The organism is Aeromonas sp. Prich7-2, from assembly GCF_017939255.1.
GTDB classification, from domain to species: Bacteria; Pseudomonadota; Gammaproteobacteria; order Enterobacterales; family Aeromonadaceae; genus Aeromonas; species Aeromonas caviae.
On record NZ_JAGKRI010000019.1, the window covers coordinates 1 to 14,248 of the forward strand.

Annotated in this window: 10 protein-coding genes; 8 read left to right on the top strand and 2 right to left on the bottom strand. The window is 64.7% G+C overall.

The window, feature by feature from the left end; genetic code table 11:
* The first annotated feature begins 332 nt into the window (after positions 1-332).
* On the top strand, positions 333-1,952 hold the full coding sequence (locus J9892_RS04765) for a methyl-accepting chemotaxis protein (RefSeq protein WP_171865459.1): 1,620 nt from the start codon (positions 333-335) through the stop codon (positions 1,950-1,952).
* A 54-nt stretch (positions 1,953-2,006) separates the two neighbouring features.
* Here J9892_RS04765 and J9892_RS04770 read toward each other — a convergent pair whose 3' ends face one another.
* Positions 2,007-2,609: a DUF924 family protein gene (locus J9892_RS04770; protein WP_139700309.1), complete on the bottom strand. Its 603-nt coding sequence runs from the start codon at positions 2,607-2,609 to the stop codon at positions 2,007-2,009.
* 206 nt (positions 2,610-2,815) lie between these two features.
* On the opposite strand from J9892_RS04770, the gene J9892_RS04775 reads away from it, so the two are divergent.
* The 7 genes from J9892_RS04775 to J9892_RS04805 all read left to right on the top strand — a co-directional run bounded on the left by J9892_RS04775 (position 2,816) and on the right by J9892_RS04805 (position 11,721).
* Complete coding sequence (locus J9892_RS04775; protein ID WP_139700307.1) at positions 2,816-3,727, top strand: DUF808 domain-containing protein; 912 nt, start codon at positions 2,816-2,818, stop codon at positions 3,725-3,727.
* 169 nt (positions 3,728-3,896) lie between these two features.
* Positions 3,897-5,687, top strand: a complete 1,791-nt coding sequence (locus J9892_RS04780) for a M3 family oligoendopeptidase (RefSeq protein WP_103243329.1) — start codon at positions 3,897-3,899, stop codon at positions 5,685-5,687.
* A 78-nt stretch (positions 5,688-5,765) separates the two neighbouring features.
* On the top strand, positions 5,766-7,574 hold the full coding sequence (locus tag J9892_RS04785) for a M3 family oligoendopeptidase (protein ID WP_210538026.1): 1,809 nt from the start codon (positions 5,766-5,768) through the stop codon (positions 7,572-7,574).
* A gap of 184 nt (positions 7,575-7,758) precedes the next feature.
* On the top strand, positions 7,759-8,298 hold the full coding sequence (gene ycfP, locus J9892_RS04790) for an alpha/beta hydrolase YcfP (RefSeq protein WP_005331594.1): 540 nt from the start codon (positions 7,759-7,761) through the stop codon (positions 8,296-8,298).
* Positions 8,299-8,372: 74 nt separating this feature from the next.
* Positions 8,373-9,665 (top strand): NAD(P)/FAD-dependent oxidoreductase, encoded by a 1,293-nt coding sequence (locus J9892_RS04795; protein WP_041212859.1) that lies wholly within the window; start codon positions 8,373-8,375, stop codon positions 9,663-9,665.
* A 377-nt stretch (positions 9,666-10,042) separates the two neighbouring features.
* Positions 10,043-10,360, top strand: coding sequence for a heavy metal-binding domain-containing protein (locus J9892_RS04800; RefSeq protein WP_124244354.1), 318 nt, complete (start codon positions 10,043-10,045; stop codon positions 10,358-10,360).
* Positions 10,361-10,707: 347 nt separating this feature from the next.
* Positions 10,708-11,721: a S66 peptidase family protein gene (locus J9892_RS04805; RefSeq protein ID WP_139700301.1), complete on the top strand. Its 1,014-nt coding sequence runs from the start codon at positions 10,708-10,710 to the stop codon at positions 11,719-11,721.
* A 151-nt stretch (positions 11,722-11,872) separates the two neighbouring features.
* Here J9892_RS04805 and J9892_RS04810 read toward each other — a convergent pair whose 3' ends face one another.
* Positions 11,873-14,143 (bottom strand): LTA synthase family protein, encoded by a 2,271-nt coding sequence (locus J9892_RS04810; RefSeq protein WP_139700299.1) that lies wholly within the window; start codon positions 14,141-14,143, stop codon positions 11,873-11,875.
* Between the last annotated feature and the right edge of the window lie 105 nt (positions 14,144-14,248).

The following is a 14,248-nucleotide window of genomic DNA, read 5'->3' on the forward strand; positions in this document are numbered from 1 at the left end:
TGAGTTGGACAAACAGGCAGAGCAGTTCAAGTTACCCGCCCGCCGAGAACGAAGTTACCCAAGGTGCATCAAAGCCAAACCACAGAAGTATGCGACGAGAAAACCTAGTAAAAACAATGCCAGTCAGGCTTAACTGACTGGCATTAAGGCGAATGCCTTCCTTTTTCCATTCTGCCAGAGGGGGGCGGCGGTCCCGAAGGCCGGGTTGGGGCGGCGGGTGTGACGCGGCCGAGCAGAAGTTGAAAAGTGTAATGAAATGCATGTTTTAGGCGCTATTTTCGGGGCCCGCATCGGCTACACTGGCAGGGAGTCTATGGATGGAGTAAGCACTCATGAATATCGCTCGTCGGCTTCAACTCATTGCCCTGCTGGTCATGCTGGCCCTGGGGTGCCTCAGCTGGTTCAGTATCAGCAGACTCTCCTCCGCCAATGCGGATCTCAGCTATGTAACAGACAACACAGTCCCCAGCATTTCCACGATCAAGGAGATAGAAACAGACTTCTACGCCCTGCATTCATTGATCCAGGCGCACGTGCTCAACACCGACGACGGCAAGATGAGTCAGATAGAGCAGAGCATTGCATCCCTTCACACCAAGATGGACGCCCTGCTGAGCCAGTATGAAAGCGGGATGATCTCCAATGAGGAGGACAGGCAGCTCGTCGCCGATGATCGGCGCCTGGTTGCCCAGTACGGCAAGGCCTCTGAAGACGTCCTGCGCCTGTCCCGCGAGAACAAGAATGTGGAGGCCAGAGAGGCGATCGACAAGGCGCTTGCCCCCTTGTTTGAGCAGCTTTCCCAGGCCATCGACAAGCACGTCCACTTCAACATCCAGCAAGGTGACGCCGTCAAGCTGCGAGGCGAGCAGAATGCCGATAGCAGCATGCAGGCCCTGTTGTTCATCTCGGTGGGCACGGGAGCCCTCACGCTGGTGCTCTTTCTCTGGCTGTTCAGGCAGGTCGCCAATCCCCTCCGTCTGGCCATGGCGACCCTGTCCGAGATCCAGCGCGACCTGAACTTCACCCTGCGGGCCAATGTGAGCCAGCAGGACGAGATCGGCCAGACGCTGACGGCGGTCAACCGCCTGCTGGACACCTTGCAGCAGACCTTCACCGAGTTCTCGGTGGGCAGCCTGCAAATCAAGAGCACGGCAGAGTTCCTCTCCCAGGCGGCCCAGCACATGGCGGAGTCGGCGAGTCAGGCCAATGACGCCACCAGCCTTATCGCCGCCGGAGTGGAGGAGATGAGCGTGAGCATCACTGACATCTCCCAGCGCACCCAGGAGACCAGCCGCATCACCAATGAATCCGGCAAGCTCGCCAGTGACGGCGGGGCCACCATAGAGCGCACTGTGCTCGCCATCAACGACATCGCCGACGCCATTCGTCAGGCCTCCCGCGATGTGACGGCGCTGGGGGAGGGGATCTCCCGCATCGGTGGGGTGGTGAACGTCATCAACGATGTGGCGGGGCAGACCAACCTGCTGGCGCTCAACGCCGCCATCGAGGCGGCGCGGGCCGGTGAGCAGGGACGCGGCTTTGCGGTGGTCGCCGACGAGGTGCGCAAGCTGGCGGAGCGGACTGCCCAGTCGACCCAGGAGATCTCAAGGACGGTGGAGGCTATCCAGCAAGGGTCCGAGGCCACGGTGGCCAGAATGGTCCTGGTGGAGGAGAAGGTGGCGCAAGGGGTGGCCATGGCGACGGAAAGCGGGGCCATCATCACCCAGATCCGCCAGGCCTCCCATCGCGTCATGGATCAGGTCGGCGAGATCACCCTGGCCATCCGCGAGCAGACCTCGGCGGCGGAATCCATCGCCCTCCAGGTCGAGCAGATAGCCCAGGTGGTGCAGCAGACCAGCAGCACGGCGGAGGAGACCTCCGCCGCCGCAGAGGAGCTGAACGTGACCACGGAGAATATCCACCAGCAGATCTCCCGCTATCGCATCCAGTGATGCGCGGATCGGTTGTTCTCTCCCCGCCATGCCCATGGCGGGGATTTTTTTATGTCAGAACCCCGAACCGGGCTGTTGCAGGAAGGCGGCCTCTTCCTCCGTGCTCGCCCTGCCCAGGATGGCGTTGCGGTGGGGGAAGCGGCCAAAGCGATCGACGATCACCTGGTGGCGCCGGGCAAAGTCGGCAAAGCCTTCGAAGGTGGCCCGGGCCGGGCCTGTGACCTGCTCGTCGGCCAGCGCCTCGAACAGGGCGACGCTTCTGGCCTGCTGCTCTCTGGACTCCGCGTGCTCGAGGGGCAGATAGAAGAAGACCCGGGCCAGCGGCGAGAGCCCCTTGTCGACCCCGAGGGTGAGCCCCTTGAGGCACAGCGCCCTGGCCTTGTCGTCCTGGGCGAAGGCGGCGGGGGTGTGGCGGTGAAGGTTTCGCGGCAGCTGGTCCAGCAGCAGGATGAGGGCCAGGCGCCCTGCGGGATCGCCCTCCCAATGGGCGAGCTCGCCCGCTGCGGCACGGGCCGCCAGTTCGCCGAAGCGTGAGGCCAGCAGGGCATCGGTCTCGCTGCTCTTGCCCCACCAGAGGGGGGCCTGACGGGCGGCACGGGGGGCGTCGTCTGCGTCATCGCCAAACCAGAAATCGAGCAGAGGTTGCCAGGGTTGCATGGGAACTCCTTGGGCCGGTGGCCGTGAGGTGAAAACGGAGCAGGGGATCTGCCATGGGGGGCTGCCGCCGTGGCGGCTTCCCGTTACACTGTGCCATCTTTTGCCCCAAAGGGTGATCCCCGGATGGGCCCGTGCTCCCCTGACCCCCTCATCACCCTGACCGGGGCAGCCCGGATGTGTCCCACTCAATAGAAGGAATGCCAGATATGGCCGGAGCCAGTTTGTTGACCCTGCTCGATGATATTGCCAGCGTGCTCGATGATGTCGCCCTGATGACCAAGGTGGCGGCGAAGAAGACGGCCGGGGTGCTGGGGGACGATCTCGCCCTCAATGCAGAGCAGGTCTCCGGGGTGCGGGCCGAGCGTGAGCTGCCGGTGGTGTGGGCGGTGGCCAAGGGATCGTTTCGCAACAAGCTCATCCTGGTGCCTGCCGCCATCGCCATCAGTGCTCTTATCCCCTGGCTCATCACCCCGCTCCTGATGCTGGGGGGGGCCTACCTCTGTTTCGAGGGGGCGGAGAAGCTGGTCCACAAGTTCCTGCCCCACGAGGAAGAGGCGCATCAGGCGGCGCCGGTGCCCGAGGATCTGGCGGCCTATGAGCACCAGAAGGTGAAGGGGGCCATTCGCACCGATTTCATCCTCTCGGCGGAGATCATCGTGATCGCCCTCGGCACCGTGCAGGGGTCGAGCCTGGGCCTGCAGATCGCCGTGGTAGCGGGCATCGCCCTGCTGATGACCGTCGGGGTCTATGGCCTGGTGGGGCTCATCGTCAAGCTCGACGACATCGGTCTGCACCTGCTGCAAAAGCCCGATGGGGGCGCCGTGCGCCGGGCGGTGGGGCAGGGGCTGCTGGTGACGGCGCCCCGTCTGATGCACCTGCTTGCCCTGGTGGGCACCATCGCCATGTTCATGGTCGGCGGCGGCATTCTGGTCCATGGCTGGCCCTTCCTCCATCATCTCATCGAAGGGACGGCGGACACGGTGGCCGCCCTGCCCGGGGTCGGCGGGGTACTGGCCGTGGTGACGCCCACCCTGCTGAGCGCCCTGGCCGGCGTGGTGGCAGGGCTGGTGCTGGTGGTGGCCATGACCCTGGTGAGCAAGCTTCAGCCCGCCAAATAGGTCGCTTGTCGGGGGAGGGCCGACAGGGGCCGTCGCACCCGGGGGCGCTCTTCTGCTGGTTGCCTCGAATGGGGGCTAGGCAAGTGCCTGGCCCCCTTCGTACTATCCGGTTTCACCCGCCCGCAGAGGCGGGGTGACCCGATATGGACGCAAACAGACAAGGACAACCATGAAACCACCCGTTTGGCGAGATGATCACATCTATGCCGCCCCCGACGATCCTGCCATCGAGGCCGCCTTCCAGGAGGCTGCCCGCGCCCTCACCCGGCTTGACGCCCTCCTGGCGGACCTGCCGGATCCCGCCCATCCCGTTGCGGATGCCAATGCCCTGCGCCACCTGCTGCGGGCCATCCGCCGCGAGGCCAACGGGGTGAAGAGCCTGGCCTGGAACAGTCAGGTCTATGGTTACAACCGGCTGAGCCAGAACGGGCGCGACGAGGAGGCCCGGGTACTGCTTTCCCGGGGCCAGCAGCTGGAGGCGACCCTGGCCCAGCGCAGCAAGCCGGTGGACCTGTTCTGGGTTCGCGCCCCCGAGTCACTGGTGTGCACCCTGCTGCAAGACCCCGAGCTCTTCGAGCTGGCCTACCAGATCCATCACGACAGAGCGCTGCAGGATCAGTGGCTTTCGCTCGAGAGCGAGCAGCTCATCGAGGGGTTGGCGGTGGACGGCCTGCAGGGGTGGGGGGATCTCTACGACAACCTGGTGGGGCGGCTGCTGCCGGTGGTGGAGGGGATGCCCATGGGGCTTGCCCAGGCGGACAACCTGCTCGCCCACCCGGACAGGGCGCGGCGCGCCAGCGCCTGGCACGCCATCCAGGACGCCTGGGAGGCGGAGCAGGAGACGGTGGCCGCCATTCTCAACGCCATCAACGGCTGGCGCAACGAACTCGGCCGCCAGCGCGGCAAGGGGCGCAGGCTGGATGCCCTCGAGGTCACCTGCCATCAGGAGCACATCACGGGCGCGACCCTGGAGACCCTGATGGCGGCGGCCGGGGAGCACAGGGAGCTCGGGCGCCGCGCCTTGCGTGCCATGGCCTGTGCCCAGCAGATCACCGACTTCGCCCCCTGGGATCTCTTTGCCCCGGCGCCCCAGGCCGTACACGGCAAGTTCGGCGTCGAGCAGGCGCTGAATCTGGTGATGGAGGCCTTTGCCGCCTTCGATCCCGAGATGGGGGCGTTTGTCCGCATGATGGCCGACAAGGGGTGGATCGATGCCGCCCCGAGCGAGCACAGGCGAAGTGGCGCCTATTGCACCGAGTATGCCGATCCACCCGAGCCAAGGGTCTTCCTCACCTTCGAGGGGACCATGGACAACGTCATCACCCTGGCCCATGAGCTCGGTCACGCCTGGCACAGCTGGTTGCTGCGGGATCTTCCCTTCGAACAGCGGGGCTACCCCAAGACGCTGGCGGAGACCGCCTCCCTCTTTGCCGAGATCCTGGTGCGCGATGCCCTGCTGGCCGCCACCGACAAGGTGGAGCCGCGCCGGGCCATCGCCTGGCTGGACGGGGAGCGGGCCGCGAGCCTGCTTCTCGACATCCCCGCCCGCTTTGCCTTCGAGCGCGCCCTGGTGACGGCGCGGGAGGCGGGTTACGTGGGGGCGAGCCAGATGCGGGAGATGATGAAATCGGCGCAGCAGCAGTGCTATGGTGACGCCCTCAGCCAGTATGACGAGCTGTTCTGGGCCAGCAAGGGTCACTTCTCCATCGCCGAGTCCGGGTTTTACAACTACCCCTATCTGTTTGGCTATCTCTTCAGCCTGGGGCTCTATGCCCAGCATGCGCGGGCCGGGGGCGAGTTTGTGCCCGCCTATCGCGCCCTGCTGCGAGATACCGGCCGCATGAGCGCCGAGGCGCTGGTGGAGAAGCACCTGGGGGTCGACATCCGCGAACCCGGGTTCTGGCAGGAGAGCCTGCGCTATGTGGAAGAGGCGGTGGTGCGCCTCGAGCGGCTGGTGTGATGCCTGCCCGCGAAGGTGGTGGCTCTGGCCACCTGGATTTCACGACGGGCCAGGCCCGTCCCTGACGATGAGCGTTCGATGCAACAACGAGTCTATCCACAGCAGTGGCAAAATGATCACATCTACCCCTCCCTCGACAGCTGTGTCCTCGAGGCGGACATGAGCCTGGCCCGCGCCAGCCTGGCCGAGCTGAGCGGTTTTATCGAGGGACTGGCCCAGGTTCCTCGCACCCCAGGCGCCTTGCAGGACTTCCTCAGGGAGGTACGCCTGCGGGCCCGGCGCATTCGCGACATCGGCTGGAACATCGCCGTGCTGGCCGCCTGCAAGGGGAGCCAGGACGCCCGGGATCCCCTCGCCAAGCAGGTTGCCTCCCGGGCCCGGGCCCTCAATGCGGATCTGTTCAAGACGCTTGCCCCCATCGAAGATCTGATGCTGGGGCTGCCTGCGCCCGAGTTTGAGCAACTGATGGCCGACCCCCTGCTCGGGGAGGAGGGGTACCGGCTGCGCCACGAGCGTCGCCTGCAGGATCAGCGGCTGCCGGTGGAGGCGGAGCAGCTGGTCATCGGCCTTGGCACCGACGGCCTGCACGCCTGGGGCAACCTCTACAACGATCTGGTGGGCAAGATAAGGCTGGTGATCGCGGGTCGCGAGATGGGGTTGGCGGAGGCGAGCAACCTGCTCTCCAGCCCGGATCGTGCCCTGCGCAAAGAGGCCTTCGATGCCATCAGCGCCGGCTGGGAAGGGGAGCAGGAGACGGTGGCAGCCATCCTCAACGCCCTCAACGGCTGGCGCCTGGAGCTCTCGCGCCAGCGCGGCAAACACCGGCGCCTCGATGCCCTGGATCTCTCCTGCCACCAGAGTCACATCGAGCGGGCGACCCTGGATACCATGATGGCGGAGACCTGGCAGGCCCGCCATCTGGGCCAGCGGGCCCTGGGGCTGATGGCCGGTCACCTCGGCCTCGAGGTGCTGGGGCCGGAGGATCTCTTTGCGCCACCCCCTGCCGCCAGCCGCCGGGAGATCCCCTTCGAGGAAGCGGTCGACATCATCGCCCTGGCCTTCGCGCGCTTTGACCCCGAGATGGGGGACTTTGCCCGCATGATGGCCGAGCGCGGCTGGATTGATGCCGCCCCCACCCCCAACCGGCGCACCGGGGCCTATTGCACCAAGTTTGCCGAGCCGGTGGAGCCGCGGGTCTTCATCACCTATGCGGGCACCATGGACAACGTCATCACGCTGGCCCACGAGCTCGGTCACGCCTGGCACAACTGGCTCATCCGCGACTTGCCCATGAGCCAGTGCAGCTACCCCATGACCCTGGCGGAGACCGCCTCCATCTTCGCCGAGACCCTGGTGCGCAGCGCCCTCTACGAGCAGGCCCGAAGCGCCGAGGAGCGTCTGGCCATCGCCTGGGCGGATGCCGATGGCGCCGCCACCTTCCTGGTCAACATCCCGGCCCGCTTCGACTTCGAGCGGGCCCTGGTGGCCGAGCGCGAGCAGGGCTATGTGTCGTCGGCCCGGCTCAAGGGGCTCACCGACGAGGCCTGGGGGCGCTGGTACGAGCAGAGCCTCGACCGCTATCACCCCCTGTTCTGGGCCGCGAAGGCGCACTTCTCCATCGCGGGCTTCGGTTTTTACAACTACCCCTACCTCTTTGGCTATCTGTTCAGCCTCGGGGTCTATCAGCAGCTGATGAGCCGCCAGGCCGCAGGGGAGGCGGGGGTGGCCGAGGCCTACCGCGCCCTGCTGCGAGACACTGGTCGCATGAGCGCCGAAGAACTGGTCGAACGGCATTTGGGGCAGGACATTCGAAAACCCGCCTTCTGGCAGGGGAGCCTGGCCCTGGTGGAAGCGGCGGTGGCGCGCTTCGCCCAGTGCGGCAGTTAACCTCGCCAGACCCGGTTTGCGCCATGTCCCGCCGGGGCATGGCGCTGCCACAGCCGCCCCGACGCGCGGTTTGGTGGCCCGAAGGGGCGTGATCCAAAGCAAGAAAGTGGGATGTTTTGGTGGCGCAAGGCCCTGTCGCTGGGGTAGTTTCGATAGAACCGACACAGTTTTTGAGGTCTTGTCCATGATCATCTATCTGCATGGCTTTGATGCCACCAGCCCCGGCAATCATGAAAAAGTGCTGCAGTTGCAGTTTATCGATGATGATGTGCGTTTCGTGCACTACAGCACGGTTCACCCCCGCCACGACATGAGCCACCTGCTCAAGGAAGTGAAGAAGCAGCTCGACATGAGCACCGATCCCAAACCCCTCATCTGCGGCGTGGGCCTGGGTGGCTACTGGAGCGAGCGGATCGGGTTTCTGTGCGGCATCAAGCAGGTGGTATTCAACCCCAACCTGCACCCGGAAGAGAACATGCAGGGCAAGATCGACAGGCCGGAGGAGTACGAGGACATCGGCACCAAGTGTGTAACCGAATTTCGTAATAAAAATTCAGGAAACTGCCTGTGCATCCTTTCCGTTCAGGATGAAATCCGCGATAATCGGGACACTGAACGTGAATTGAAGAACTATTACGACATCGTATGGGATGAGCGCGAGACCCATAAGTTCAAGAACATCTCGCACCATCTGCAACGGATGAAGGCCTTCAAAGAAGCCTGAGCCATCACGTCAACCGATTTCGTTTTAGGGAGCCAATGGCTCCCTTTCGTTTTGAGGAACCAAGGAAAATCATCATGATGAATATTGTCGTTGTAGGCGGTGGCGCCGGTGGTCTCGAGCTTGCGACCAGCCTGGGCCGCAAGCTGGGCAAGAAGAACAAGGCCAGGATCACCCTGGTGGATCGCAATCGCACCCACCTGTGGAAGCCCCTGCTGCACGAAGTGGCCACCGGCTCCATGGATGCGGGCATCGATGCCCTGAGCTACCAGTCCCACGCCAAGAACCACGGCTTCGAATTCCAGCTCGGCAGCCTGACCGACATCAAGCGCGACGAGAAACGCATCGTGCTGGCCCCCATCCACGACGAGAGCGGCGCCCTGGTGGTCAACGAGCGGGAAGTGGCTTACGACATCCTGGTGATGGCCATCGGCTCGGTCTCCAACGACTTCAACACCAAGGGCATCAAGGATCACTGCATCTTCCTGGACAGCCCCTCCCAGGCGCACCGCTTCTACAACAGCATGATGAACCGCTTCCTGCAGTTCGCCACCGAATACCAGCCCGGTGACAAGGTGAAGATCGCCATCGTCGGCGGCGGCGCCACCGGCGTCGAGCTCTCCGCCGAGCTCTACAACGCGGTGGAGCAGCTCTACGCCTACGGCTTCAAGAACCTCACCACCGACAGTCTCAAGGTGACCCTGGTGGAAGCGGGCCCCCGTATCCTGCCGGCCCTGCCGGAGCGCATCAGCGGCTCCGCCCATCAGGAGCTGGTGAAGCTGGGCGTGGACGTGCGTACCGCCACCATGATCACCGAGGCCACCGCCGAGGGCCTGCACACCAAGGATGGGGAGCTGATTGAAGCAGACCTCATGGTGTGGGCCGCGGGCATCAAGGCGCCGGACTTCATGAAGGAGATCGCGGGCCTGGAAACCAACCGCATCAACCAGCTGGTGGTCCACGAGACCCTGCAGACCACCCGGGACGAGAACATCTTCGTCATCGGCGACTGCGCCGCCTGCCCGCAGCCGGACGGCAAGTTCGTGCCGCCCCGCGCCCAGTCCGCCCACCAGATGGCGACCCAGGCGTTCAAGAACATCCTGGCCAAGATGAACGGCGGCGAGATGAAGCCCTACCGCTATCACGATCACGGCTCCCTGGTCTCCTTGAGCCGCTTCTCCACCGTGGGCAGCCTGATGGGCAACCTGATGCGGGGCTCCATGATGGTGGAGGGCTACATCGCCCGCATCGTCTACATCTCCCTCTACCGGATGCACCAGGTGGCCCTGCACGGCTACATCAAGACCGGCCTCATCATGCTGGTGGGCCGCATCAACCGGGTGCTGCGCCCGAGCATGAAGCTGCACTGAGTGCATGGCGGCTGCCGCTGCGAACATCAGAAAGGAGAGGCTTGCCTCTCCTTTTTTATGGCCGACGCGAGTCGCTCCTGACAGCGCCTGCCGCCGTCCAGGGCGAAGACGCAGAGGGCCTAGGCAACTGCAGTCGCATCTGTATCATCAAGGCCCCGCTTTCATCGTGGCCCGGAAGCCCTCTCCCCAGCACCGGAGCCCAAGGTCGCTGTGCGGGGGTAAGTGCACGACACAGGCCCTATGGATGGCACCTTGATGAACCTGGCGGGCGCTGTGCTTGAAGCTCCTGGCCACGCCGGGCTTATGCTTTGGCCAACGCCTTGCTACCATGACGGCAACGGTGCTTCGCGCACCCAGCCCAACTCACAGGAGACCTCATGATCCTCTCAACCACCCCCACCCTGGAAGGCAAGACCATTCGCGAGTACCGCGGCATCGTCGTGGGCGAAGCCATCCTCGGCGCCAACATCTTTAAGGATCTGTTCGCCGGCATCCGCGACATCATCGGCGGTCGCTCCGGCGCCTACGAAAAAGAGCTGGCCCGGGCCCGGGAGATCGCCTTCGAGGAGCTCAAAGAGCGTGCCCAGGCGCTGGGGGCCAACGCCGTGGTGGGCATCGACATCGACTACGAGGTAGTGGGCCAGAATGGCAGCATGCTGATGGTCAGCATCAGCGGCACCGCCGTGGTGGTGTGAGCCTGCGCTCACGCCGTTAGAAGCCAATGCCCAAGCCGATCGCGAGATCGGCTTTTTTATTGGGGAACGGCGGCGGGATGTCGTCGGGAGAGGCGGGAACTGACCTCGCGGCCATGTATCAGCGCGTGATAGGCACCTTAAAGCCGGGAAAAGGGCGCGATCTGTGCTGTTATTGTTCAGTTTTTGTGTGCATTTAGCGAAAGTCATTTAATTTTTCTAAACAAAAACGAGCACTGTGAGTGCGATTTTTCGCCCTTGCCGGGCGTTCAAAGGCCGCAGTAGGATGCAGTCTGGCGCCGGGCTCGCATTTCCCGGCGGCGTTCATCTCATATGGCAGGGCTGCATCCATGACCTTACTCAAACCGCCGGGGCTCAACCCCGGCGACACCATAGGTTTCTTCTCCCCCTCCAGCGCAGCCACCGCCTGGGCGCCGAACCGCTTTGCTCGCGCCAAGGCTTATCTGGCGGCGCAGGGCTTCGAACTCAAGGCGGGCAGCCTGACCGGCGAACAGGATCACTGGCGCTCCGGCTCCATCGCGGCGCGGGCTGACGAGCTCAATGCCCTCATTCGCGATCCGCAAGTGCGAGCAATCATGTCGGTGATTGGCGGCAGCAACTCCAACTCCCTGCTGCCCTACCTCGATTTTGATGCGCTGAAGCGGGATCCCAAGATAGTCATCGGCTACTCCGACGTAACGGCCCTGCTGCTCGGCATTCATGCCCAGACCGGCCTCGTCACCTTCTATGGCCCGGCGCTGGTGGCTTCCTTTGGCGAGCTCTCGCCGCTGGTGGACGAGACCCTGGCCGGCTTCCTGTCCGTTTGCATGGCCGGTGGCGCCAGCCTGCCCCACCGGTTGCCGACTCCGACGCAATGGACCGAGGAGCGGCTCGACTGGGAGCATCAGACCCGGGCCAAGCAGTGCTGGCCAAACCGGCTGATCTCGGTGGGCACTGGCCGGATGCGGGGTCGGCTCATTGGCGGCAACCTCAATACCCTGGCAGGGATCTGGGGTTCCCCCTTTATGCCGTCCATCGAGCGGGGCGACATTCTGCTGCTGGAAGACAGCCTCAAAACCGCCGAGACGGTGGAGCGCGCCTTCACCCACCTCAAGCTGTGCGGGATGTTTGATCGCATCGGTGCCCTGGTGCTCGGCAAGCACGAGCTGTTCGACAGCCAGGGCAGCGGCAGGCGGCCCCTCGACATCCTGCTGGAGGTCGTGGGGGAGCCGACCTTCCCCATTCTGGCGGAGTATGACTGTGCCCACACCCACCCCATGCTGACCCTGCCCCTTGGCATCGAGGCCGAACTGGATCTCGATGCCCAGAGCCTCACCCTGTGCGAGTCCTGGCTTGGGGAGTGAGTCACTGCACTGCCTGCCATAGTTGCATCGGCACATAGACAAAGAGGCCGCTCGGGCGACCTCTTTGTCGTCTGCTACTTCGCTTCGGATCAGGGCAGGGCATCGGCCCGGAAGGTGTTGCAAGGATCTGTGTCCCTCGTGTCTCAATCGATCAGGGCAATGCATCGGGCCGGAAGCTGGCGCGGATCTGCGGCACCAGGGGGGAGGGGTCGAAGCCTTTCTCCTCCCCGAGCACCGGGTGGAGCAGGGGTTGGTCCCGGATAGGGGTGAGGTCCCCCGCCAGCAGCTGCCTTGTGGCTTGGCCCATCTGGTAGAGCTGGCGCACCGGGTCGAACTGGCGGGCGAGATCCAGCCCGTCCCCGGCCCGGGTGAAGGCCATCATGGGGATCTGGTAGCTGGCATCCCGTGGCGGTTTGGCGCCGTGGATACCCTTGCCCGCCGACATCAGGAAGGGCTGGTGGTCCCCGAAGGCCACCACCAGGTAGCGCTTGCCGGAGTTGTCCAGGGTCTTGAGCAGCCGCTCCAGGGAGGCCATGGCGTCCACCACCCCGGTGTAGTAGGTGTTGAGCAACTGGGTATCCGCCGGGCTCTGATCCGGGCAGGCGCCGCTGCGTTGCTGGGCCCGGTAGCGATCCCCGTCGAAGGGGCCGTGCCCCTGCATGGTGACCGCGTAGGCGAACAGGGGCTGATCGTCCTGGTTGCTGCGTTTGAGCAGGTGATCGATGAGGGCATCGTCGGAGATATAGAGCCCCTTGTGCTCGAGGGCGGTGAAGCGGGTATCGAACCAGCGCTCCTGGTAGCCGAGGGCCGGGATCGCCTTGGCGCGGCCCCAGAACTTCTCCACATAGGGGTGGGCGAACAGGGTCTGGTAGCCGCTTTGGGCTGCACTGCGCGCAAGGCCGGGCACCCGGTCCGAGAGGTAGTAGTAGGGCACCACCCCCTGTTTGAGCAGGCCCACCGGCAGGCCGGTGTTCATCTCGAACTCCGCCAGCACCGTCATGCCCCCCGTGGTGGGGGAGTGGATGGTCTTGCGCCATTGGGCCACGCTGGCGGGCAGGCTCAAGGTGGGGGCGGGGGCGCAGAGACGGCCCTGCCAGTCAAGCCAGAGCGACTCGTATTGCAGCACGATCACCAGATCGAAGCGGGGAGCCCTGGGCTGGGCGGGCAGGCTCAGCTCCGGGGTGCGCTCGTTGATCTGCAAGGGGTAGCGAAACACGTTGCCGCTTTGCAGCATCTCGTCCACCAGGTTGAACAGGTAGAGGCCGGGGCCGGCGCGGATGATGTCCCTGTGGTAGTTCACCGCCCTGTCCACATAGCGGATGTTGGCCCCGAGCAGCTTGTTGCCGGTCTGGGTGGCGAACACGCAGAGGGCAAAGAAGGCGGCGGTGGCGGCGGCGGTGCGCAGCAAGCCCCGCAGGATCCAGCGGGAGAGGGCGAAGCGCCACACCAGAAAGAGGAGCCCCAGCACGACGAGCACCGGCACCACAGGGTGCTGATCGAGCAGGATGTGCAGCAGGGCCAGCAGGTTGCCCAGATCGTCCCCCCCCAGCGGCACCCCGTAGATGGCGATCTTCATGAAGTTGGCGAGCAGCCCGATGCCCGAGAGGGCGGTGAAGAGCAGCCCCATATAGAGGCTGAAGCCTGCGAGGGCGCAGAGGCTCCAGCCCAGCACCATGCTGCCCCAGGCGAGGTAGTAGTGCTCGGGCCGAAAGCCCGACCAGAACAGGAATTCCCCCAGCTTGAACACCACGAAGCCGTGCAGCAGCACGAAGGTGAGGTTGCCGAGCAGCAGGCTGCCTGCCACCCGGGCGCGGTAGCTTCGGCGCAGCCGCGGCAGCAGGGTCTTGAGCACGGCGGCGCTCACCAGCAGCACCAGCAGCAGGCTGGTCATCAGGTAGAGGAGGTTGAAACCGCGCTCCGGCAGGGTCTGGAGGATCTGGCTGTATTCGGCGCTCTCCGGCCTGTCTGCCAGCAGCAGCCCGATGCGCAGCTGGTAGCGGCTGTCCAGGGCGTCGTCGGGGGCGCGCAGGGCGCTGTTGAGGCTCAGGGTGCAGCGCTCCTTGCGGCACTTCTGGCGCTTGTCCACCGCCTGGCTCAGCTGATCGATGCGCACCCCTTTGTCGTTGAGCAGCTCCACCCGCACCCTGTCCCCCTCCTGCAGGGGTTTGAGCAGTTGCCACTGGCTGCGCACCACCAGATAGAAGCCCCGGTTGTCACTTTTGTAGAGCAGGCTGTAGCGATTGAGGGTAGCGATGGGCTGATCCGCCGGGCCCAGAATGAGGGGGGCGGCACGCCCGAGCCAGCTGACGGGGTTGAGCAGCGGCAGGGCGAGGGTCAGCAGCAGCAGGGCGGTCAGCAGACCCAGCAACAGCCCGGCCAGGGGCTGGGAGGCGGGGCGGTGGCCGGTGACGGGGGCATTCATAAGGGCTCATCCTTGGAGCGGTCATGGCAGCGACGACTGCCTCTATTTTGACCCGATGGTGCGTGGCTTGTTCCTTGATGTCAATTTAATGACAACAAGATGAAT

Excerpts from the sequence above, each read along its gene's own strand:
- J9892_RS04765 (WP_171865459.1), top strand. The coding sequence starts at position 333 with ATGAATATCGCTCGTCGGCTTCAACTCATTGCCCTGCTGGTCATGCTG.
- J9892_RS04770 (WP_139700309.1), bottom strand. The coding sequence starts at position 2,609 with ATGCAACCCTGGCAACCTCTGCTCGATTTCTGGTTTGGCGATGACGCA.
- J9892_RS04775 (WP_139700307.1), top strand. The coding sequence starts at position 2,816 with ATGGCCGGAGCCAGTTTGTTGACCCTGCTCGATGATATTGCCAGCGTG.
- J9892_RS04780 (WP_103243329.1), top strand. The coding sequence starts at position 3,897 with ATGAAACCACCCGTTTGGCGAGATGATCACATCTATGCCGCCCCCGAC.
- J9892_RS04785 (WP_210538026.1), top strand. The coding sequence starts at position 5,766 with ATGCAACAACGAGTCTATCCACAGCAGTGGCAAAATGATCACATCTAC.
- ycfP (WP_005331594.1), top strand. The coding sequence starts at position 7,759 with ATGATCATCTATCTGCATGGCTTTGATGCCACCAGCCCCGGCAATCAT.
- J9892_RS04795 (WP_041212859.1), top strand. The coding sequence starts at position 8,373 with ATGATGAATATTGTCGTTGTAGGCGGTGGCGCCGGTGGTCTCGAGCTT.
- J9892_RS04800 (WP_124244354.1), top strand. The coding sequence starts at position 10,043 with ATGATCCTCTCAACCACCCCCACCCTGGAAGGCAAGACCATTCGCGAG.
- J9892_RS04805 (WP_139700301.1), top strand. The coding sequence starts at position 10,708 with ATGACCTTACTCAAACCGCCGGGGCTCAACCCCGGCGACACCATAGGT.
- J9892_RS04810 (WP_139700299.1), bottom strand. The coding sequence starts at position 14,143 with ATGAATGCCCCCGTCACCGGCCACCGCCCCGCCTCCCAGCCCCTGGCC.